Genomic DNA, 18883 nt, shown 5'->3' with positions numbered 1-18883 from the left:
AAAACGCCGGGACAGGGATTTGAACCCGATGGCGAGACTCGCTTCGCTCGTCTCGCGTGGTTCAAATCCCCTCGTAGTCGTCGTTACCGATCCGACGGCAGTGGCTCGGCGATGAAACGCCTCGCTATGTGTCGGATCGGAAAAGCGCCGGGACAGGGATTTGAACCCTGGATCCCAGAGGGAACACGCTTTCCAGGCGTGCGCCTTACCACTCGGCCATCCCGGCTCGCTCGGAGGTAACCTACTGAGTCGTTTAAGTCCTTCCCTTCGCTCGCATTCGGGGCTCAGCGACGTACGCAAGCAGGGTCACGACGACGCCGACGAACAGAGCCACGCCCGCTGCGGCCGCGGTGCTGACGTCCAGCGGGCCGACGAGAAGCCGGTAGCCCTGCAACAGGACGAGGAAGCTCAACGCACCGATCAGTCCCCACAGGACGGCCGATCTGCGTCGGGTCATCCGGACTGTTGTAACTGTCTGCTGGTGCTTACTGCTCCAGATACCGGCGAGTTCCGGTAAGAAGCCCCAACAGTCCGTATCACGCCAGCACCTCGACAGTGTATCCCGCGTCTCTGAGCGCCCCGAGTACCTCCTCGATGTGGTCGTGGCCGCGGGTCTCGATGTCGATCTCCACGTCGGCCTCGTTCATCGCGACGTCCCGCGAGGTGCGATCGTGCTGGATCGCGTAGATGTTCGCCCGCCGCTCGGCGATGATCTCCACGAGGTCTTCGAGCGCGCCGGGTCGATCCCGCAGCACGGTTCGGATCTTCAGGTACCGGCCGGTTTCGACCAGTCCGCGGACGAGCACGGTCGTCAGCTGATTCGTGTCGATGTTGCCGCCGCACAGCGCCGGCACGATCGTCTCTCCCGCCTCGTAGTCGAAGGCCTCGAAAAGCAGCGCCGCCATCGACACCGCGCCGGCGCCCTCGACCAGCGTCTTCGAGCGTTCGAGCAGGTACGTCAGCGCGACCGCGATCTCCTCGTCGGTGACGGTCACCACCTCGTCGACCCGCTCGCGGATCACCGCGAAGGGGCGCTCGCCGACCTTCCGGGTGGCGATCCCGTCGGCGATGGTGTTCACCGACTCCCGTTCGCGGATCTCGCCCGCCTGCAGCGAGTCCGGTAGCGACGCCGCCCCCTCGGCCTGGACGCCGATCACGCGAGCGTCCGGCTTCCGCGCCTTCACTGCAGTGGCAATGCCGGAGATCAGGCCGCCACCGCCGACGGGGACGACGACGGTGTCGACGTCGGGGCAGTCCTCGACGATCTCCAGCCCGATCGTTCCCTGGCCGGCCATCACCTCGTCGTCGTCGAACGCGTGGACGTAGGTTCGTCCCTCCGCCGCCTCGATCTCGTGGGCTTTCGCCTGCGCCTCGTCGTAGTCCGCGCCGTGGAGTACCGTCTGGCCGCCGTAGCGTTCGGTCGCTTTCACCTTCGATATCGGCGCGTGTTCCGGCATCACGATCTTCGCGTCGACGCCCGAGCGGGTGGCCGCGAGCGCGACCCCCTGGGCGTGGTTCCCCGCGCTGGCGGTGACGACGCCCGCCGCCTGCTCTGCCGCCGAGAGCGTCGCGATGCGGTTCGTCGCCCCGCGGATCTTGAACGCCCCGGTCCGCTGGAAGTTCTCCAGTTTCAGGTGGACGTCTGCCTCTGTCATCTCCGAAAACGCGTAGGAGTACTCAAGCGGCGTCCGTCTGACGACGTCGTCGATCCGCTCGCGGGCCGCCTCGACGTCGGAGAGAGAGAGCATATCGGTCGACGATTCCCCGTCGTCGGGTGTAATACTTGGGATGATCGTGCTCCCTGACTGTCGGCGACGGGCCGACCTCGATGCGGAGCGTCGCGACTCAGGAGCGATAAAGGGGAAAGGGGGGGAATGCACGCGTGTGACGTGCACTAGCCTATCCGACCGGCAGATACATAAATATCCCCCACGCGCGGTGAAAGTGAAAATCGCAAGACTGCGATGGGAAACTCGACGCCGTCTGACGGTTGTCTTTCACCTATTAGATTCTCTACACGATCGTTGCGGCCAACGTTTCTGGTCGTATCCACTGGATCAGTAGTCTCAAACGCACGCCGTTCCTCGGAGCGGACGGATGGACAGCGGTCGACTCGTGACGGTGTGGCGACGGATCATCGCGCTTTCGTGGCCGGTGATGGCCGAGCAGACGTTCCGGACGCTGATGCGGACGGTCGACGTGCTCGTCACGGCGGCACTGTCGCCAGCGGCCGTCGTGGCCATCGGACTCGCGGACCTCTATGCACGCTTCCCGCTGCGGATCGGGATCGGCCTCGGCGGCGGCGCGATCGCCCTCTCCAGTCAGGACACTGGCAGCGGTGCGAACGCCAACCGCGATGAAACCGTGATACAGTCGCTGCTGCTCGGGATGCTCGCCGGACTTCCCTTCGTCGCCGGCGGCCTGCTGGTCGCCCCGGCGCTCATCGGCCAGTTTCCCGCCAGCGACGATGCGATCCGACTGGGCGGGATATATCTCGGGATCATCTTCGTCACTGCTCCCGCCCGGCACGTCGCGATCGTCGGCGCGCGGGCGTTGCAGGGGATCGGTGACACCACGACGCCGATGTACGTCAACGTCTTCGTCAACGTCGTCAACGTGACGCTCTCTGTCGGACTGGGGTTCGGCCTCGTGGGCCTTCCGGCGCTCGGTGTCCGGGGCGTCGGGTACGCGACCGCGACGGCAAACGTCCTCTCCGCAGCACTGCTCCTTGTGGCACTCTACCGGCCGTCGTCGCCACTGACGCTCGCCCGCCCGACTGATCCGACGATCGCGACCCAACTCGTTCGGGTCAGCGCCCCCCGGGCCGCCGAGGGACTCGTCTCCGAACTCGCCGAGTTTCCGTACAACGCGCTTTTGCTTTCGTTGGGGAACGCTGCGGTCCCCGCCGCGGCCGTCGGTGGGGCCGCACCTGGTGACGTGATCAACGCCGGGTTTCAGGTCGGGCGTCGCGTCTACCAGCAGGTCACCGGCCCGCTCTCTCGCGGGTACAACATCGCCGCGAGCATTCTCGTCGGGCAGGCGCTGGGTCGGTCGGACTCCGCGAGAGCCAGCTACGAAGGCTGGGCGACTGCTGCGCTTGCGACGCTCTCCGTCGGGGGCATCGGTATCCTGCTGGCGGCGTTCGCCGACCCGGTGGTCGCGTTTCTCGGGTTCGGCAGTTCACCTGCGGCACTTGCATACGGCGCGTCGTTTGCCGTCGTGTACGGCATCTCCGCGCCTGGACTCGCACTGTTCTCGGCGCTGTCCGGGGCGCTCCAGGGCGCCGGCGCGACCCGACTGCCGTTTCTCTCCCGACTCACCGGAATGTTCGGCTTCTTTGTCGGGTTCCCGTATTTCGCAGTCGAGTTCACGACGCTCGGGCTACCGGCCGTCTACGCAGGGGTCGTCCTCGCGCACGTCTGGATGGGGGCGACGCTCGTTCTCGCCTTCCGGTACACCGACTGGGCTGGGACGGCCGCCGGACTGCTCAGAGAGCGGGGGAGCCTTCCGGCTGAAGAGGGCTGATATTCCGGACGGAGAGCAACGGGGGTCGGGGGGGACCGACGCTTATCGGTCTCCGAGCGGCGGGAACGATGCGTCCTCCGGGCCGACGTAGCGGGCCCGGGGACGGATCAGCCGGTTGTCCTCGTACTGTTCGAGCACGTGGGCGATCCAGCCGGCGACGCGGGACATCGCGAAGATCGGGGTGTAGATGTCGATGGGGATGCCCATCTGGTAGTACGTCGACGCCGAGTAGAAGTCGACGTTGGGGGCCAGACCCTTTTCCTCGCCGATGTACTCCTCGATGGCGACGGAGTAATCGTACCACCGGGTGTCGCCCGCGGCCTCCGCCAGCGCCTTCGACTTCTCACCGAGGATCTTCGCGCGCGGGTCTTTGACGTTGTACACGCGGTGGCCGAAGCCGGGGACCCGCCGCCCCTCTTCGAGCGCGTTTTCGACCCACGTCGTCGGGTCGGTATCGCTCTCGTCGACCTCCTTCAGCATCCGCATCACGTTGGCGTTGGCACCGCCGTGCAGCGACCCTGAGAGGGTGCCGACGGCCGACGTCACCGCGCTGTGGAGATCGGCGAGCGTCGAGGCGGTGACCATCGCCGAGAACGTCGAGGCGTTCAGCCCGTGGTCGGCGTGGAGGACGAGCGCCATATCGAAGGTCTCGGCCAGGACCTCGTCGGGTTCCTCGCCGTTGAGCATATACAGAAAGTTCGCGGCGTGGTCCAGATCCTCGCGCGGTTCGATCGGCTCGTCGCCGTTCCGGCAGCGCTCGAACGCCGCGAGGGCAGTCGGGATCTTGGCCGTGATCCGGCACGCCATCCGCAGGTTCGCATCGAGGTCTGTGACGTCCTCGTGGTCGGCGTCCTCGTCGTACGCCGACAGCGTCGAGACGATCGTCCGCAGCGCCGCCATCGGGACCTCGTCGGCCGCCGCCAGATCGCGGATCACCGAGAGGACCTCGTCGTCGAGCGACCGGACGCCGGCCATCCACGACTTGAAGGACGCGAGTTCGTCGGCGTCCGGCAGGCCGTCGTGCCACAGGAGGTAGACGACCTCCTCGTAGCACGCCTCGCGGGCGAGATCCTCGATCGGATACCCGCAGTAGCCCAGTTTCCCGGCGTCGCCGTCGATGTAGCTCAGTTCCGACTCGGCGACGAGGACGCCTTCCAGCCCGCGCTTCAGGTCGTCTGACATACCTATCTGGTTCCTTTGCGTGTAAAAAAAGCGTTATCGTTTCCGGGTGGATCGTTCGATGGCGGCGGCACGTGCCGTCCACCAAGTGTTTTTGTCGTTCGCGGCGAAGGCGGGGTATGGGTTCACGGGACGTCGAGTACGAACCGGTCAGCGTCAAAGCGGTCCTCTCGGAGATGAAAGACACCGCGGAACTGCTCATCGACCTCTCGTACTCGGCGGTCCTCAACGGCAGCGACGAGATCGCTCGCGAAGTCCTCGAACTCGAAGGCCGGATGGACATCCTCCAGCTCCAGGGCCGGATGAGCCTGTTGATGGCGGCTCGGAAGCCCGAGGACGCCGAACAGCTCGCGCCCGTACTCGGCGTGATGGGTGCCGCCGAGAAGATATCAAACGCCGCGGGAGACATCGCCAAGATCGTCTTAGAGGACATCGGGATGCCCGACGCGATCCGCGCCGCGCTGCCGGAGGCTGTCGAGATGCTCGTTCGAGCCAGCGTCGAACCCGGCACGGAGTACGCCGGGCGGACGCTCGAAGACATCAACATGGAGACCGAAACGGGCGTTCGAGTCATCGCGATCCGCCGGGAGTCGGCAACTGGCAAGCGGCGGTGGCTGCTGAGTCCCGGCCCCGACGACGAACTGCAGGCGGACGACTCGATCCTCCTCCGCGGCCCCCGCCAGGGGATCGCGACTGTCTACGAGGCGGCGACGGACGAGCCCTACGAGCCGCCCGAGGCGACCGAACCGCCCATCGAGGATCTGGAACGCGCCGTCGACTCGATCACCCTGATGAAGGATATGAGCGAACTCGCCGTCGACTTAGCCTACGGCGCGGTGCTGTTCGACAGCGAGGGAGTCGCCGAGGAAGTACGCGAACTGGAGGCCGAGGTCGACGCCCTCCAGTCGCGCTTCGAGGCCTGGACCCTCCGTGCGGCGAGTCGCGTCGAGGACCCGGTCCAGTTACGCGGCCTGATGCATCTCGCGTCGGCGACGGAGGTCATCTCGGATGCGGCCCTAGAGATCAGCGAGGGCGTCCTCCGGGGGATCGACGCCCACCCAGTCGTCGCCGCCGCCATCGAGGAGTCCGACGAAGTGATCGTCCGCCTCTCGGTCGACAAAGCGGCGCCGCTTGCGGGCACCACGCTCGGCGGGCAGCAGGTCAAGACGCAGACTGGGATGCGCGTCATCGCCGTCCGTCGCGGCGAGAGCGGGGCCGAGTGGGTCGTCCAGCCGGGGCCGACAACCGAACTCCGCGGCGGCGACGTCATCATCGCGAAGGGGACCCGGGCCGGCGCCGAACGCCTGAGCGAGCTCGTCGGGGACGTTCGGGAGTTCGAGGCGTAGGGAGGCCTATCGAGGAGTAAAGGCGGCAGATCGACGGCTCAGGCAGCGACCCGGACACTCACTCGTCGACGGTTCGCGCCAGCCGAACGATTTCGACGACGGTCAGCACAGACGCGACAAGCAGCGCCGTCGACGTCGCGAGGACGAACGCGAGGACGAGAAACCACCCTTCGGGACCCAGTACCGGATACTCGCGGGTCCCCGCGAAGGGCCCGAGTAGTTCGAGGACGCGGGCGAGATACGCGACGACGGCGAGGGCGATCCCGAAACCGATCCCGATAACAGCGTTCCGTGGGACCTTCAGGGCGCGGACCAGCCCCGACTGCGGCGGCCGATCGGGCGGTGTCTCGCTCACGGTGTGGACTTCCATCGCCGTCGACAAAGCGTCGTCGGTCCACCCGCGCCGGGCGGCTATCGGCGGGCGAACGCACCGGAGACCGAACCCCTAAAGACCGACGCCTCCGAGTGTCGGATAATGACGACACTCGGCACGGCGAGTGCGGCCCCGGGCGAGGTCGATACGGGCCGGCTTGCGGTGGGCCAGACCCGCGACGGGACTGAGATAGGGCTCCCCTGTGCGGTCGTAAACGGCGCCTCGGACGGAAAGACGCTCTACCTACAGGCCGCCTCGGACGGTGACGAACTGAACGGCGTGGGCGTGATCAACCGCCTGGTTCCGCAACTGGACCCCGGGGCGGTCGCCGGGACGATCCTCCTCGTCGGGGTCGTCAACTTCCACGCCTTCCAGGTCGCCGAACACCGGAACCCGATCGACGACACGAAGATGAACCGCGCGTATCCCGGCGACGAGAACGGCACCTCCTCGGAGCGCATCGCCGCCGTGACGTTCGACGCCGCCACCCGGGCGGATCTGATTTTGGATCTCCACCAGGGCTCGACCTCGCGGATGATCGACGAGGTGCGCGTCCGCTGCGGTCGACGGCACCGCCTCCACGACGAATGTCTCCAGCTCGCGAAGACGTTCGGCTGTGGCTACGTGCTCGACCAGAAGGGCCCGGAGGGCCAACTCGCCCGGGCCGGCCCCGACGAGGGCATTCCCACGATCGATCCCGAACTCGGCGGCTGCGTCGGCTGGGACGAAGACAGCATCGCGACCGGCGTCATAGGCGTGTTCAACGTCCTCGCCGACTACGGGTTCGTCGACGACACCGCCACGATCGACCGACAGACGCGCGCAAAGAGCTTCGACCAGTACGGCTCGCCGACGGGCGGGCTCGTCAGCTTCGAGGTCGAACTCGGTGACCGGGTCGCCGCGGGCGAACCGCTCTTCGAGATCACCGACGTCTTCGGCGAACTGAAGTCCCGCGTCACCGCCAACAACGACGGCATCTTCTGGCGGACCCGCCGGCTCCCGCAGGTCGCGACCGGCGAGTACGTCTGCTCTGTCGGCACCAACGTCGACACGTACTGACCCCGATGCACTCTGCACTCGCGCTCCGCTGCTTTGCCTGCGATCGGACGTACGACGAGTGGACGTGGCGGTGTGACTGCGGCGCACCGCTGAATTTCGCGTCGGGACCGACCGACGGCGAAACAAACCACTCTGGCGGGACCGACTCGCTGCCGTCCGCCCCGCCGGAATCGTGGGCCGACACCACCGCCGGCCTGTGGTCCTTCGACTCGCTGCTTCCGGTCGACGCGCACGTCACGCTAGGCGAGGGACTGACGCCGCTCGTCGACGCGCCGGCGTGGGACGCGGCGTTCAAACTGGAGTACGTCTTCCCGACCGGTTCGTTCAAGGACCGCGGCGCCGCGGTGACGCTGTCGCTCGCCGCCGAACTCGGCGTCGACCGCGTCGTCGAGGACTCCTCGGGCAACGCCGGGGCGGCGATCGCGACTTACGCCGCCCGCGCGGGCATCGACGCCGAGATCTACGTGCCGGCGTCGGTCAAACCCGCGAAGCGCCGTGCGATCGAGCAGGTGGGCGCGACGCCCGTCCCGATCGAGGGCAGTCGCGAGGACGTGACGGCCGCCTGCGTCGACGCGGTCGAGTCCGGCGACGCGTGGTACGCCTCCCACGCGTGGAATCCGGCCTTTCTCTCGGGGACGGCGACGTTCGCCTGCGAACTGTGCGCCCAGCGGAACTGGACAGCTCCCGACGCGGTCGTGACGCCGCTCGGCCACGGCACGCTCTTTCTGGGCGCATATCGGGGGTTCCGCACGCTCCGGGACCTGGGCTGGATCGATCGGCTGCCGCGGCTCCTCGGCGCGCAGGCCGCCGGCTACGCGCCGATTGCGGTGGCACTCCACGGCGACGACGCGGCCGACGGCGACAACGATATTGCCGACGGGATCCAGATCCGAGAGCCCGTCCGGAAGAATGAGATTCTGGCCGCAATCGAGGAGACGGACGGCGACGCGATCGCACTCCCCGAATCGGCCGTCGAACGCGAACGCGACGCCCTCTACGAGCGGGGCTTCTACGTCGAGCCGACCTGCGCGGTCGCCCCGGCCGCGCTCGCCGAATACCGCGAGCGTGGCGTCGTCGCGCACGACGACGACGTGGTGGTGCCGCTCACCGGCAGCGGGCTGAAAACCTGAACCGTCGCGTCACTGAGAGCGGACTGCAGACGGACGATTCCGACTCACCGCCGACGCAACTGTTCGTCCCAGTCGATCCACTCCTGCTCCCAGCCGGTCTTCGCGAAGTAGCCGGGCTCGCGCTCCCGTTCGGCGTCTTCCCGGCGCGTCCGGTTCCGCGCCGGGGCGCTGCCCTGCTCGCCGTCGACGAGCAGCGGCTTGAACGCGACGGGACCGCGCCGGTCGATCACCTCGCCCGACTCGTCGACGACGGCGAGGGTCTGTTCGGGGCCGCCGAGCGGCAGTACGAGCCGGCCCCCGGGCGCGAGTTGGTCGACCAGCCGGTCGGGTGGAGAGATCGCGGCCGCCTCGACGAGAATCCGATCGAACGGAGCGTACTCGGGCAACCCCCCGGCGCCGTCGCGGGCGTCGACGAGGACGCCGCCGTACCCCGCTGATTCGAGGTTCGACCGCGCCGCGTAGACGAGTTTCCGGTCGATATCGACCGCGTGGACGTGCCGCTCTCCGAGCAGTTCCGCGAGCAGCGCGGCCGTGTAGCCGACGCCCGCGCCGACGACGAGGACGTCGCCCGTCTGTTCGGGTGGCGTCTCGTCAGTATCTGACGCCGTCGGCGTGGCGTCCGGAGCGACAATATCGAGTGCGGTCAGGAGTCGCGCGACCATCGCCGGCGCGAGCACCGTGGTCCCGCCCGCCTCGCTCTGCCGGTCCTGATACGGCGCGTTCTCGACGAACTCCCGGCGGGGAACCGTCCGCATCGCGACGGCGACGGCCTCGTCGACTGGCTGTCGCTCCTGGAGGCCGTCGACCATCTCCGCACGCAGTTCCCCGGGGTCCATACGCTAATCTCGGTGGCGGGGCTTAATCAACTGCACGCTCCGGGGTCCTGCAGGGGTCCTCCCCTCATACTGATTACTCCCGTCGCTTCCCGCCGAGCGCCGTCAACGGGGGTGGCGCTCGACGGAAAACAGCGAGAGTAATCAGTATCACCCCCGGATCCGAACGAACCGGACGCCGCCGTGATCGGTGCGCTCGAAGGTCCCGCCGTCGCGCTTTTCGAGGACGACCAGCGTCTGGCGTGCCTTGCCGACCGGCGCGACGATCCGCCCGCCGGGACGGAGTTGCTCGCGGAGCGCGTCGGGGACTGAGGGGACGGCACACGTGACGTAGACGCCGTCGAACGGGGCGTGTTCCACCCATCCCTTCCGGCCGTCGCCGACGCGGACCGAGATGCGGTCGGCGTAGCCGAGGCGCTCCAGCGTCTCCCGGGCGTCGTCGGCGAGGTCGGCGTCGTACTCGACCGAATAGACGTGTCCATCCGGGACCAGTTCGGCGGTCACTGCGGCGTGATATCCACATCCCGTACCGACTTCGAGGACCTCGTCCTCGGCGTCGGGCGCGAGCAACTCGCACATCATCCCGACCATATGCGGCGCGCTGACGGTCTGGCCGCTCCCGATCGACAGCGGGCGGTCGGCGTAGGCCTGGGACCGGCGGCCCGCGGGGACGAATTCGTGACGCGGCACTGTCCGCAGCGCGTCGGCGACGCGGTCGCTCTCGACGTGGCCGCGCCGACGCAGTCCCTCGACGAGCGCGTTCCGTTCGTCCCCCGGATCCGCGGTCACAGCCGTGGATAGGCGCTCCAGCGAGTCGAATCTTTCCCCGGTCGCGGTGATCGATCGTCGGGTTAGGGTGCCAGGACTCGCTCGACGGCATCCGCGATGTCCACGGTGGCCAGTGCGAGCCCTGCGGCGACGACCGCGCCGACGGCGGCGAAGTAGCCGACGAATCCGAGGGTGCTGAACGTCCACTGCGGGAACACCAGCCCCGCGAGCACGACCGACACGGCTGCGGTTCCTGTGGTGAGGAGGGCCACGGCTGTGAGGAGGGGATGGGCGGCTGTTCGTGTCACTGCAGCGGCTATTCTCCCGGGTGGGAACTAAAACTACCGTCGACAGGGCTGAGAAGCGACCGGCGCGGACAGGTCACCCGGCGGCCAGCGGGCCGTCGGGTCTCACCAAGCTGACCAGGCCGACGTCGTCTGGTCAGTGCCGTACAGTCGTTTGACGTCTTTCGCGTAGACCATATCGCCCTCGTGGTCGAGCTTTCCGTGACGGTACTCGGGGGCGTCCTCGCGGACCTGGATCGCCTTCACGCGGAACTCCTCGTCGCCGAAGGACTCGGTCTCGCCGACGACGAACTCGTGGTCGCCCGGCAGGCGGAGATCGAAACTCCGCGTCGACTCGCGGTCGCCGGTCCCCTCTTTCGGGTTGACTGTCGTCTTCACCGTGACGTTGTCGACCGCGCGCGTCCAGATCGTCTCGACGTCCGCGGCCGCCGCCTCATCGGCGCGCTGCTCGGGACCGATCTCGAGGCCGGTGATCCGGACCAGCATAATCGCCTCCTCGCTGTCGACGATGAACTCATCGCCAACTGCGAGCGTCTCTTCGCGCGGGACGTCCGTCCGCGTCGAGAACGATTCGTCGTCCTGGGAGATGACGACCGTCCGTTCGACCTCGTCGTCGTCCTCGATTTTGACCTTGTGGACGTGGCCGCATTCGGTACACTTGACGGTGTGGCGACCGCCGCCTTCCTTCAGAACCTCGTGGACCGTCGATTCGGCGGTCGAACAGGAGGGACACTCGACCGCGAGGCGGTCCTGTGGCGTGCTCATACGCCTTCATAGCCTATGGGGCCGTAAAAGTCCGCCCTTCCGACACGCCGCGTGTGGTAAGGACTGTGAGGATGTCGAACAATTGGCCTCGACCCCGGTCTTCCTCCGTCGATTCGCTCGCTATGAGAGAGACGCACTGCTCAGTCCGTACTGGCATTCTACCACAGGACGCCAGTTACGTATCTTCGACTGTGAGTGATTCCCCGTTGCAAACAACAATGTGGGAGTTACTGTAACTGAATGAGAGATGGATAGTCGCCTCCTCGTCTGTGAATATTGTATTTAGTGCGTCTGGATCTATGGTCTCGTAGATGGGTGGAAGGTCACTGAAAGCGGTATTTTCGAACTCGCTCACACTCATCACAACTGCTTGGGCGACGGATTCGTCCGGAGAAATGTCGTATTTCATTCCCTCAATAGAATCACCGACAGCCATAGTCCCTTCTATTTTATTTCAGTTTTTCCACGAAGTGAAAAATCTCGTAAGCTCGTTCCGACGGGGGATTCGGATACTTTCGGCGGAACGTGACTGACACGGCTGGTTCAGTGTCTGTGGTTCACGTATCGCTCAGTGGAGACTGTGGAGAATACAGGTGAGAACCTACAACCAGCCTGGTGGCAGTTCGTCTTCGTGGTCTTCGAGAAGTTCGAGCAGTGGCTTGATCTCATCGAACTTTGATCCTCTCGTCACCTCGTGGGTATCCTTGTTCCACTCAACAAACCCGTAATCATCCAACTTCGGTAAGTGGACGTGCTGCATCGTTATGAGACGCTCAACGCTATCGCTCTCGCTTTCAGAGTCAGCGACAACGACTGGTAAATCATCCTGTGGGTTGTGGTCTATTAGCGCAATCAAAAGCTTCCGTCGCTGAACGTCCGCTAACGCATCCATCGTCTCATCAAAAGAAATCGACCGAACTGTTTGTTTCACACTCGTATATTGGGCTGGATCCGTATGATACACGGAGTTTTTCATCGCCTCCCGATATTTAATTAACTGAGTAACAAGCGCCCTTTTTCTGCGGGCTGATTCACCGCTCGACGTTCGGGAGGTCTACGACCTCCCCTGCTCACGGCTCCGCCGTTCGCTTACCGAGGAAGCTCCACTTCCTCCCCGTCCGCCATCACGGTCGGCTCCCGCACGATCCCGTCGAGATGCAGCGGCGCGTCCGTGTCGCCGCCGATGCCGGCGTCGTCGCCGATGGCGAGATGGACGGTCCCCGCGGCCTTCTCGTCTAACAGCACCGAGCCGACGAGGTCCGTCACCCCGACGTTCGTGCCGATCCCGAGTTCGGCGAGGTTGTAGGCGTCGCGGCCCACCGCCTCGGCGGCGGTCTCGACCTGCGCGCGGATCTCGTCGTCGGAGATTTCGGTCACGTAGCCGTCTTCGACCTCGAAGCGGAGCCGCTGGCCCTCGTCGAGCAGGCCGTGCGGTCGCATCGTTCCGTCGACGACGTAGGTTCCGTTCGCGTCCGTCGGCGAGACGAACACCTCACCCGCCGGGAGGTTCGAGAAGTCGCCTGCGTCGTGGACGATGCCCGTGTCCGTGTGCCACTCGCGGCCGCCCGGCGTGACGGTGATGTCGGTCCCCGCCGGCGACGTCACGCGGATCTCCTCGGCGTCGGCGACCTGCTCCAGCACGTCCGCACAGTGGGCGGCGATCGCGTCGTAGTCGGCGTCGAGTCCGGTCAGGAACACCTCCTCGGTGATTCCGGGCAGCGTCGCGCCGCGGGCGCCCGCCTCGCAGGCGTCGCCGCGAGCGCGGGTGTGGCTGACGCTCTTCGTCGTCGGCGCGAGGAACACGTCCGCGGCGGCCATCGCCGCGGCCACCGGTCCAGGGGGCTCTTCGCCGTGCTGGTCGCCCGGCGGATACTGGAGGATCGTTGTCTCGGCTGCGACCGCGCTGGCCGCGTCGTAGAGGGCCTCGCCGATCGGCCGTCGCTTGTCGTCGGTGACGACGACGCAGGACTCCGCCGCGTCGAGTGCCATACACTGTTCGACCGCCGTCGTCGCGGCGGCCGCGAGTCCATCGTTCGACATACGCTTCCCTCGGGCCCCCGCGGAGTTAGGCGTTCGCATCGGACCGAAATCGGCTCGCGTTTGGCTCGGAGTTCGTCTGGACCCGGAGCGCATCGCATCGGCTCAGGTCCGGATCGGAAGCGCCTGGATACAGTGAGAGATGGCGCCGCGAGACGGACGATCGACTGCCGATCTGGTTCCATCGTCGCCGGGATCTCTCCACAACTCGGATCCGGGGAAATCGCCCGCGTTACTCGCCCAGGAGTTAATTTCCCATCCGTTCGCTCCGAAATAACTATGCGTCTCCTCCTCCGATTTTCCGGTAATGATACGAGTGGGTGTCAACGGCTACGGAACGATCGGCAAACGCGTCGCCGACGCCGTCGCGGCCCAGCCCGATATGGAGGTCGCCGGCGTCGCCAAGACGCAACCCAATTTCGAGGCCCACACTGCCGTCGAGCGCGGCTACGCGATGTACGCGGCGATCCCCGAGCGCGCCCCGCTCTTCTCTGACGCCGGGATCGAGATCGCTGGCGTGGTCGACGAACTGGTCGCCGACGCCGACGTGATGGTCGACTGCACGCCGTCGGGCATCGGCGCGGAGAACAAGTCGTTGTATACCTCCTACGACACGCCCGCGATCTTCCAGGGCGGCGAGGATGCCGACGTCGCCGAGATGAGTTTCAACGCGCGGTCGAACTACGACGACGCCCGCGGCGCCGACTCGGTCCGCGTCGTCTCGTGTAACACGACCGGGCTCTCGCGGCTCATCGCGCCCTTCCAGGAGTCCTACGGCGTCGAGAAGGTTCGGGCGACCCTGGTCCGCCGCGGCGGGGATCCGGGCCAGAACACCCGCGGGCCGATCAACGACATCCTCCCGAACCCGATCGAAATCCCCTCACACCACGGCCCCGACGTGACGACCATCTTCCCGGATCTCGACATCGACACGATGGGGCTGAAGGTCCCGGCGACCCTGATGCACGTCCACGCGCTCAACGTGACGCTCGAATCCGACGTGACGGCGGCGCACGTCCGACAGCTGCTCGAAGGGGAATCGCGCGTGTACGTCATCCCCGAGGGGTTCGGTCTCGACGGCGCCGGCAAACTGAAGGATTTCGCGCTGGACGCCGGCCGTCCCCGCGGCGACATCTGGGAGAACTGCGTGTGGGGCGAGTCGATCGCGATCGAGGGGCGGGACCTGTATCTCTTCCAGGCGATCCACCAGGAGTCCGACGTGATCCCCGAGAACGTCGACGCGATCCGGGCGATGACCGAGTCGGCCGACGCCGACGAGAGCATCGCGCGGACGAACCGGACGCTCGGCCTCGGACTCTCGGGCGATCCCTCGGGGTTCAACGACACCGATCGGGTCGAAGCCGAGGCCGCGGACGACTGAGACGGGCTGTTGTAACTGTTCTCCGGTTCTCATCGCGACCGATACTGGTGAACACCGGTAAGAGACGGCAACAGTCGTTTTGAGACGAAGGCAGCCCGGGGCCACCGGATACGTTTATAATCGCGCACCGAAATGTCGCGGTCGTGAGCGACGACGGTCGAGCCGCGGACACGCCGCCCGACGGAAGCGGAGGCGCGGATGAGTTCCCGCCGGCCGAGGAGGACGAGGTGCTCCCGCCGGACGAGGAGGATGAAGAGTTCCCGCCGGACGAGGAGGATGAAGAGTTCCCGCTGGACGAGGAAGACGAGGAGCTACGGCAACTCCTCGCGGAGTTCGACACCCTCGCGAAGACGGTGGACTCCCCCGAGGAACGCGAGCAGGTCCGAGCCGCCCGCAACGCCGCGGTCGTCGCCGCCCAGGACGACGACGAGATCTTCGGGCAGGTCATCCGGGGCTACGACCGGGCGGACCTCGCGGAGGCCCTCCTGGGGAGCCTGCTCTTCGGGATCCCGATGTTCGTCGAGGGCGGCACCAACGAGGTGGGGGAGTTCCTGGCGGCGCACCCGCCGTTGCTGGCCGGGACCGTGATCGGCGCGGTCGGGCTCACCATCGGTATCCTGTACGTCGCGGAGATCCAGGACGTGCGGGTCTACAAGCCGATCCTCGGCATCGTCCCCAGACGGTTGGTCGGCGTGCTCGGCGTGGCGTTCGTGAATGCGCTGGTGATGATGACCGTCTGGGGCCGCGTCGAGTGGACGTCACCGCTGCTCGCGTTTGCGACCGTCGTCGTCGCGTTCGTCCCGATGAGCGTCGGCGCGGCGCTGGGCGATATCCTCCCGGGATCGTAGGCGGGGATGCCGGGACGGGAGGACGCGGGGACGGAGGGGACGGGGGGGATGCCCGACCGCTCGCCTCCGGCAGGTCTCTTACGGCTCGATTTCGTGGAACGTCACGTCACCCGAGTCGGTGTCGAGGACGGCGACGTGGTAATCGTCGTCGGCGCCGGGGAACGGGAGGCCGCCGGGGTTGATATGGACGGTCCCGTCGCGGTCCTCGCGGGTCCGCTCGTGGGTGTGCCCGCGGACGACGTAGTCGTACTCGCCGGACGCACAGAGCGCGTCGACGAGCTGTTCGCTCGTGCCGTGGTAGACGGCGACGTCGAGGCCATCGAGGAGCAGGTGGGCGCTCTCACCGTGGTACGTCCCCAACTTCTCGATCGTCTCCGCGAGCGACCACTCGCCGTCGTTGTTGCCGCGGACCGCGTGGAAGTCGAAGTCGGCGTCGAAGACCGAGGCGGTGAAGGGCGCGACGACGTCGCCACAGTGGATGACGGCGTCGACGCCCGCGTCCGCGAACGTCTCGACTGCGCCGTGCGCCAGAGCCAGGTTGTCGTGGGTGTCCGAGCAGAGTCCGACGAGCATCGGGTGGGCATCCGCGGGCCTGCCGCTTCAGCGCTTCGGCCCCTGGATCGATCCCTCGCGTGGCCGAGCGCTACCGCTTCAGGGCTTCGACGGCAGCCAGCGGCTCACCGGTCAGCGCGCGGATGTACGCGCCGCCGGCGATCGAGACGTGCCCGAAGTCGGCCTCGTCGAGCCCGTACATCTCGATCGCGCGGGAGGTGTCGCCGCCGCCGACAACCGAGAAACAGTCCGTCTCGGCGATGGCCTCGAGTACCGTGACGGTGCCGACCGAGAACGCCTCCTCCTCGAAGACACCGAGGGCACCCTTCACGAAGACAGCCTCCGAGTCACGGACGACGTCGGCGTACGCCGCGGCGGTGTCGGAGCCGATGTCGAGAAACGAGACATCCTTCTCTTCGAGGTCGTCGACGGCAACCTCGGCGCGGTCGCCCGCGTCGTCCTCGTACGCCAAATCCGTCGCGAGCGTGATCTGCTCACCGCGCTCGTCGAGCAGGTCAGTGATCAGATCCTGGTTTTGCTCCCACTGGGAGTCATAGAGGTCGGCCTCGGGATCGAGATCAAACCCCACCGGGTGGCCGGCGGCCCGGAGGAACAACTCGCCCGCGATGCCGCCGAGGAGGAAGTCGTCGACCTTCTCTCCGAGGCTGTTCATCACGTCGATGACGTCGGTGGCCTTCGTGCCGCCGACGACCATCGTCACCTGGCCGTCGAACTCCCGCTCGGCGATCGCGGTGTTGGCGTCGTACTCGGTCGCCATCACGCGGCCGGCGTACGCGGGCAACACGAGCGGAAAGCCGACGAGCGACGCGTGCGAGCGGTGGGCCGCCGAGTAGGCGTCGTTGACGTACGCGTCGAAGTGCGGCGCGAGCGTCTGAACGAACTCGGTGTCGGCCTTCGTCTCGGGATCTTCCTCCGGCAACTCCTCGTCGCACATCCGGGTGTTTTCGAGCAGGAGGATCTCCCCTGGGGCGAGCGCTTCGATGGCGTCGATGGCTGCATCGCCGTACGTGTCGTCGACGAAGCCGACGTCGCCGCCGACGTGCGCTTCGAGGATCTCGGCGTGTCCCGCAAGCGAGACGAAGTCGTCGCGGCCGGGCCGTCCCTGGTGGGCGAGCAGGACGACTCGGTGGTCGGCCGCCGCGAGTTCCCGAACGGTCTCGGCGTGGCGCTCGAACCGGCGGTTGTCCTGCGGTTCGCCCTCGGCGATCGGGGAGTTCAGATCGAGGCGGACGAGAACGCGCTGTGCGGGATCGAGGTCGTCGAGGGTTCTGAAGGGGGCTGTGGGCGTGGACATCTGTGGGTGGGTATGTCGTGGGCGTGGTACTTAGTGGAGTCGAAGCGGCTCGCCCCGGCAGTTACCGGGTCGGTGCCGGCCTCCGGGAGAGCGGGAGGCTACTCGTCGGTGATGTAGCGGGCGACGTCGAGCATCCGGTTCGAGAAGCCGTACTCGTTGTCGTACCACGTCAGAATCTTGTAGAGGTCGCCGCCGTTCACCTGGTTCGTCGACTCGAGGTCGACCGTCGAGGAGAAGGGCAGCCCCAGGATGTCCGAAGAGACGACCTCGTCGTCGGTGTAGCCGAGGACACCTGCGAGCGGCCCCGAGTCGGCCGCGTCGCGGAACGTGTCGTTGAGCTCTTCGATCGAGGGCGCTGCCTCCAGCGAGACGACCAGTTCCGTGATCGATCCGTTCGGGACCGGCACGCGGACCGCCATCCCGTCGAGTTTCCCCTCCAGCTGGGGGAGAATCTTCGTCGTCGCCTTCGCCGCGCCCGTCGAGGTGGGTACGATGTTCTCCGCGGCGGCGCGTCCGCGACGCGTCTTCGCCATCGGGCCGTCGATGAGGTTCTGGCTGCCGGTGTACGCGTGGACGGTCGTCAGCATCCCGCTCTCGATGCCGAATTCGTCGTCGAGCACCATCGCGACGGGGCTGACGGAGTTCGTCGTACAGGAGGCGTTCGAGAGCACGTCCTCGCCGTCGTACTCGTCGTGGTTGACGCCGTAGACGATCTGTTTGACCGGCTCCTCGCCCTTCGGGGGCGCGGAGATGACGACCTTGTCGGCGCCCGCTTCCAGATGCGCGGACGCGTCCGCCTTCGTCCGGAAGATGCCGGTACACTCGAGCGCGACGTCGACGTCGAGGTCGTCCCAGGGCAGGTTGGTCGGGTCCTGTACGTCGTACAGTGGGACGGCCGTGTCGCCGACGACGAGGGAATCCCCCTCGCGGGTGACGTCCAGGCGGCCCATCACCGTGTCGTACTTGGCGAGATACGCCATATCCTCGACGTCCATCACGTCGTTGATCCCGACGAGTTCGATTCGTGGGTGGTCACGCACCGCCCGGAGGACGTTGCGCCCGATCCGGCCGAAGCCGTTCAGCCCGACCCGCACCGCATCGGCGTCGTCGACAGTCGCGCCGACGCTGGTTTCCGATTCTTCACTCATATTCGAGTACACTCCGTCCTCCTACTTGAATCCCTGTGACATTGCACTCGAAGGCCGGGCAGCGACGGACGCCGCGCTGTGCTGTCGTTTGACCGGACTCGCACCCACGGAGGATCGGCTCGTCGTCCGGCGCTGTGATCATCTCTTCCGACACCGTGATCGCATCGTCTGGCACCGTGATCGCATCATCTGACACCGTGATCGCATCATCTGACACTGTGATCTCATCATCTGACACTGTGATCTCATCATCTGGCACCGTGATCGCATCGTCCGGCCGATCCCGCCGGGGGGAGAAGGCTTTTCATCGAAACCGACC

21 protein-coding genes and 1 tRNA gene are annotated in these 18883 nt (G+C 66.6%); 6 read left to right on the top strand and 16 right to left on the bottom strand.

Features of this window, described 5'->3' with window-relative positions:
• Positions 1-145 precede the first annotated feature (145 nt).
• The 3 genes from RJT48_RS06380 to ilvA all read right to left on the bottom strand — a co-directional run bounded on the left by RJT48_RS06380 (position 146) and on the right by ilvA (position 1748).
• A tRNA-Ser gene (locus RJT48_RS06380) sits at positions 146-226 on the bottom strand.
• Positions 227-253: 27 nt separating this feature from the next.
• Positions 254-457 (bottom strand): DUF7981 family protein, encoded by a 204-nt coding sequence (locus tag RJT48_RS06375; protein ID WP_311171418.1) that lies wholly within the window; start codon positions 455-457, stop codon positions 254-256.
• Between the two features lie 79 nt (positions 458-536).
• Positions 537-1748, bottom strand: a complete 1212-nt coding sequence (gene ilvA, locus RJT48_RS06370) for a threonine ammonia-lyase (RefSeq protein ID WP_311171417.1) — start codon at positions 1746-1748, stop codon at positions 537-539.
• A 349-nt stretch (positions 1749-2097) separates the two neighbouring features.
• Here ilvA and RJT48_RS06365 point away from each other — a divergent pair, with 349 nt between their 5' ends.
• Positions 2098-3525 (top strand): MATE family efflux transporter, encoded by a 1428-nt coding sequence (locus RJT48_RS06365; protein WP_311171416.1) that lies wholly within the window; start codon positions 2098-2100, stop codon positions 3523-3525.
• 42 nt (positions 3526-3567) lie between these two features.
• Here RJT48_RS06365 and citZ read toward each other — a convergent pair whose 3' ends face one another.
• Positions 3568-4707 (bottom strand): citrate synthase, encoded by a 1140-nt coding sequence (citZ, locus tag RJT48_RS06360; RefSeq protein WP_311171415.1) that lies wholly within the window; start codon positions 4705-4707, stop codon positions 3568-3570.
• A gap of 116 nt (positions 4708-4823) precedes the next feature.
• Between citZ and RJT48_RS06355 the strand changes: the two genes are divergently transcribed.
• Positions 4824-6050, top strand: coding sequence for a potassium channel family protein (locus tag RJT48_RS06355; RefSeq protein ID WP_311171414.1), 1227 nt, complete (start codon positions 4824-4826; stop codon positions 6048-6050).
• 58 nt (positions 6051-6108) lie between these two features.
• Here the strand turns inward: RJT48_RS06355 and RJT48_RS06350 are convergent, their stop codons facing one another.
• The gene (locus RJT48_RS06350) at positions 6109-6420 is read right to left on the bottom strand and encodes a DUF7536 family protein (protein WP_311171413.1); all 312 of its coding nucleotides are present in this window, start codon (positions 6418-6420) and stop codon (positions 6109-6111) included.
• 105 nt (positions 6421-6525) lie between these two features.
• On the opposite strand from RJT48_RS06350, the gene RJT48_RS06345 reads away from it, so the two are divergent.
• Together RJT48_RS06345 and RJT48_RS06340 are read left to right on the top strand one after the other, a co-directional pair.
• Positions 6526-7482 (top strand): succinylglutamate desuccinylase/aspartoacylase family protein, encoded by a 957-nt coding sequence (locus RJT48_RS06345; RefSeq protein WP_311171412.1) that lies wholly within the window; start codon positions 6526-6528, stop codon positions 7480-7482.
• Positions 7483-7487: 5 nt separating this feature from the next.
• Positions 7488-8612, top strand: coding sequence for a pyridoxal-phosphate dependent enzyme (locus RJT48_RS06340; RefSeq protein WP_311171411.1), 1125 nt, complete (start codon positions 7488-7490; stop codon positions 8610-8612).
• A gap of 44 nt (positions 8613-8656) precedes the next feature.
• Here the strand turns inward: RJT48_RS06340 and RJT48_RS06335 are convergent, their stop codons facing one another.
• From RJT48_RS06335 to RJT48_RS06305, 7 genes are all read right to left on the bottom strand, one after another.
• The gene (locus tag RJT48_RS06335; protein ID WP_311171410.1) at positions 8657-9448 is read right to left on the bottom strand and encodes a protein-L-isoaspartate O-methyltransferase family protein; all 792 of its coding nucleotides are present in this window, start codon (positions 9446-9448) and stop codon (positions 8657-8659) included.
• A gap of 147 nt (positions 9449-9595) precedes the next feature.
• Positions 9596-10234 carry a protein-L-isoaspartate(D-aspartate) O-methyltransferase gene (locus tag RJT48_RS06330; RefSeq protein WP_311171409.1) on the bottom strand — a complete coding sequence of 213 codons (639 nt, stop codon included), beginning with the start codon at positions 10232-10234 and terminating at the stop codon, positions 9596-9598.
• Positions 10235-10296: 62 nt separating this feature from the next.
• The gene (locus tag RJT48_RS06325; protein ID WP_311171408.1) at positions 10297-10521 is read right to left on the bottom strand and encodes a hypothetical protein; all 225 of its coding nucleotides are present in this window, start codon (positions 10519-10521) and stop codon (positions 10297-10299) included.
• 102 nt (positions 10522-10623) lie between these two features.
• Entirely contained in the window at positions 10624-11283 is a 660-nt protein-coding gene (locus RJT48_RS06320) for an HVO_0476 family zinc finger protein (protein ID WP_311171407.1), read from the bottom strand.
• Between the two features lie 175 nt (positions 11284-11458).
• On the bottom strand, positions 11459-11719 hold the full coding sequence (locus RJT48_RS06315) for a HalOD1 output domain-containing protein (RefSeq protein ID WP_311171406.1): 261 nt from the start codon (positions 11717-11719) through the stop codon (positions 11459-11461).
• Positions 11720-11884: 165 nt separating this feature from the next.
• Positions 11885-12175, bottom strand: coding sequence for a DUF7344 domain-containing protein (locus RJT48_RS06310; protein ID WP_311171405.1), 291 nt, complete (start codon positions 12173-12175; stop codon positions 11885-11887).
• 197 nt (positions 12176-12372) lie between these two features.
• Positions 12373-13323 (bottom strand): aminopeptidase, encoded by a 951-nt coding sequence (locus tag RJT48_RS06305; RefSeq protein WP_311171404.1) that lies wholly within the window; start codon positions 13321-13323, stop codon positions 12373-12375.
• Positions 13324-13627: 304 nt separating this feature from the next.
• Between RJT48_RS06305 and RJT48_RS06300 the strand changes: the two genes are divergently transcribed.
• Together RJT48_RS06300 and RJT48_RS06295 are read left to right on the top strand one after the other, a co-directional pair.
• Entirely contained in the window at positions 13628-14701 is a 1074-nt protein-coding gene (locus RJT48_RS06300) for a type II glyceraldehyde-3-phosphate dehydrogenase (RefSeq protein WP_311171403.1), read from the top strand.
• A gap of 143 nt (positions 14702-14844) precedes the next feature.
• The gene (locus tag RJT48_RS06295) at positions 14845-15549 is read left to right on the top strand and encodes a DUF2391 family protein (RefSeq protein ID WP_311171402.1); all 705 of its coding nucleotides are present in this window, start codon (positions 14845-14847) and stop codon (positions 15547-15549) included.
• Between the two features lie 78 nt (positions 15550-15627).
• On the opposite strand, the gene RJT48_RS06290 is transcribed toward RJT48_RS06295, so the two are convergent.
• The 4 genes from RJT48_RS06290 to RJT48_RS06275 all read right to left on the bottom strand — a co-directional run bounded on the left by RJT48_RS06290 (position 15628) and on the right by RJT48_RS06275 (position 18802).
• Positions 15628-16122 carry a metallophosphoesterase family protein gene (locus RJT48_RS06290; RefSeq protein ID WP_311171401.1) on the bottom strand — a complete coding sequence of 165 codons (495 nt, stop codon included), beginning with the start codon at positions 16120-16122 and terminating at the stop codon, positions 15628-15630.
• 70 nt (positions 16123-16192) lie between these two features.
• Positions 16193-17416, bottom strand: coding sequence for a phosphoglycerate kinase (locus RJT48_RS06285; protein ID WP_311171400.1), 1224 nt, complete (start codon positions 17414-17416; stop codon positions 16193-16195).
• A 98-nt stretch (positions 17417-17514) separates the two neighbouring features.
• Positions 17515-18564: a type I glyceraldehyde-3-phosphate dehydrogenase gene (gene gap / locus RJT48_RS06280; RefSeq protein ID WP_311171399.1), complete on the bottom strand. Its 1050-nt coding sequence runs from the start codon at positions 18562-18564 to the stop codon at positions 17515-17517.
• Entirely contained in the window at positions 18557-18802 is a 246-nt protein-coding gene (locus RJT48_RS06275; RefSeq protein WP_311171398.1) for a hypothetical protein, read from the bottom strand. Before RJT48_RS06275 ends, gap begins: the two co-directional genes overlap by 8 nt.
• Between the last annotated feature and the right edge of the window lie 81 nt (positions 18803-18883).

This window comes from Halobellus ordinarius (assembly GCF_031823395.1).
GTDB lineage: Archaea > Halobacteriota > Halobacteria > Halobacteriales > Haloferacaceae > Haloquadratum > Haloquadratum ordinarius.
Note: the sequence above shows the minus strand (reverse complement) of the source record. Positions and strands in the feature narration are given on the sequence as shown.

Coding starts and splice junctions, on each gene's coding strand:
- RJT48_RS06375 (WP_311171418.1), bottom strand. CDS start 457: ATGACCCGACGCAGATCGGCCGTCCTGTGGGGACTGATCGGTGCGTTG.
- ilvA (WP_311171417.1), bottom strand. CDS start 1,748: ATGCTCTCTCTCTCCGACGTCGAGGCGGCCCGCGAGCGGATCGACGAC.
- RJT48_RS06365 (WP_311171416.1), top strand. CDS start 2,098: ATGGACAGCGGTCGACTCGTGACGGTGTGGCGACGGATCATCGCGCTT.
- citZ (WP_311171415.1), bottom strand. CDS start 4,707: ATGTCAGACGACCTGAAGCGCGGGCTGGAAGGCGTCCTCGTCGCCGAG.
- RJT48_RS06355 (WP_311171414.1), top strand. CDS start 4,824: ATGGGTTCACGGGACGTCGAGTACGAACCGGTCAGCGTCAAAGCGGTC.
- RJT48_RS06350 (WP_311171413.1), bottom strand. CDS start 6,420: ATGGAAGTCCACACCGTGAGCGAGACACCGCCCGATCGGCCGCCGCAG.
- RJT48_RS06345 (WP_311171412.1), top strand. CDS start 6,526: ATGACGACACTCGGCACGGCGAGTGCGGCCCCGGGCGAGGTCGATACG.
- RJT48_RS06340 (WP_311171411.1), top strand. CDS start 7,488: ATGCACTCTGCACTCGCGCTCCGCTGCTTTGCCTGCGATCGGACGTAC.
- RJT48_RS06335 (WP_311171410.1), bottom strand. CDS start 9,448: ATGGACCCCGGGGAACTGCGTGCGGAGATGGTCGACGGCCTCCAGGAG.
- RJT48_RS06320 (WP_311171407.1), bottom strand. CDS start 11,283: ATGAGCACGCCACAGGACCGCCTCGCGGTCGAGTGTCCCTCCTGTTCG.
- RJT48_RS06315 (WP_311171406.1), bottom strand. CDS start 11,719: ATGGCTGTCGGTGATTCTATTGAGGGAATGAAATACGACATTTCTCCG.
- RJT48_RS06310 (WP_311171405.1), bottom strand. CDS start 12,175: ATGGATGCGTTAGCGGACGTTCAGCGACGGAAGCTTTTGATTGCGCTA.
- RJT48_RS06305 (WP_311171404.1), bottom strand. CDS start 13,323: ATGTCGAACGATGGACTCGCGGCCGCCGCGACGACGGCGGTCGAACAG.
- RJT48_RS06300 (WP_311171403.1), top strand. CDS start 13,628: ATGATACGAGTGGGTGTCAACGGCTACGGAACGATCGGCAAACGCGTC.
- RJT48_RS06290 (WP_311171401.1), bottom strand. CDS start 16,122: ATGCTCGTCGGACTCTGCTCGGACACCCACGACAACCTGGCTCTGGCG.
- RJT48_RS06285 (WP_311171400.1), bottom strand. CDS start 17,416: ATGTCCACGCCCACAGCCCCCTTCAGAACCCTCGACGACCTCGATCCC.
- gap (WP_311171399.1), bottom strand. CDS start 18,564: ATGAGTGAAGAATCGGAAACCAGCGTCGGCGCGACTGTCGACGACGCC.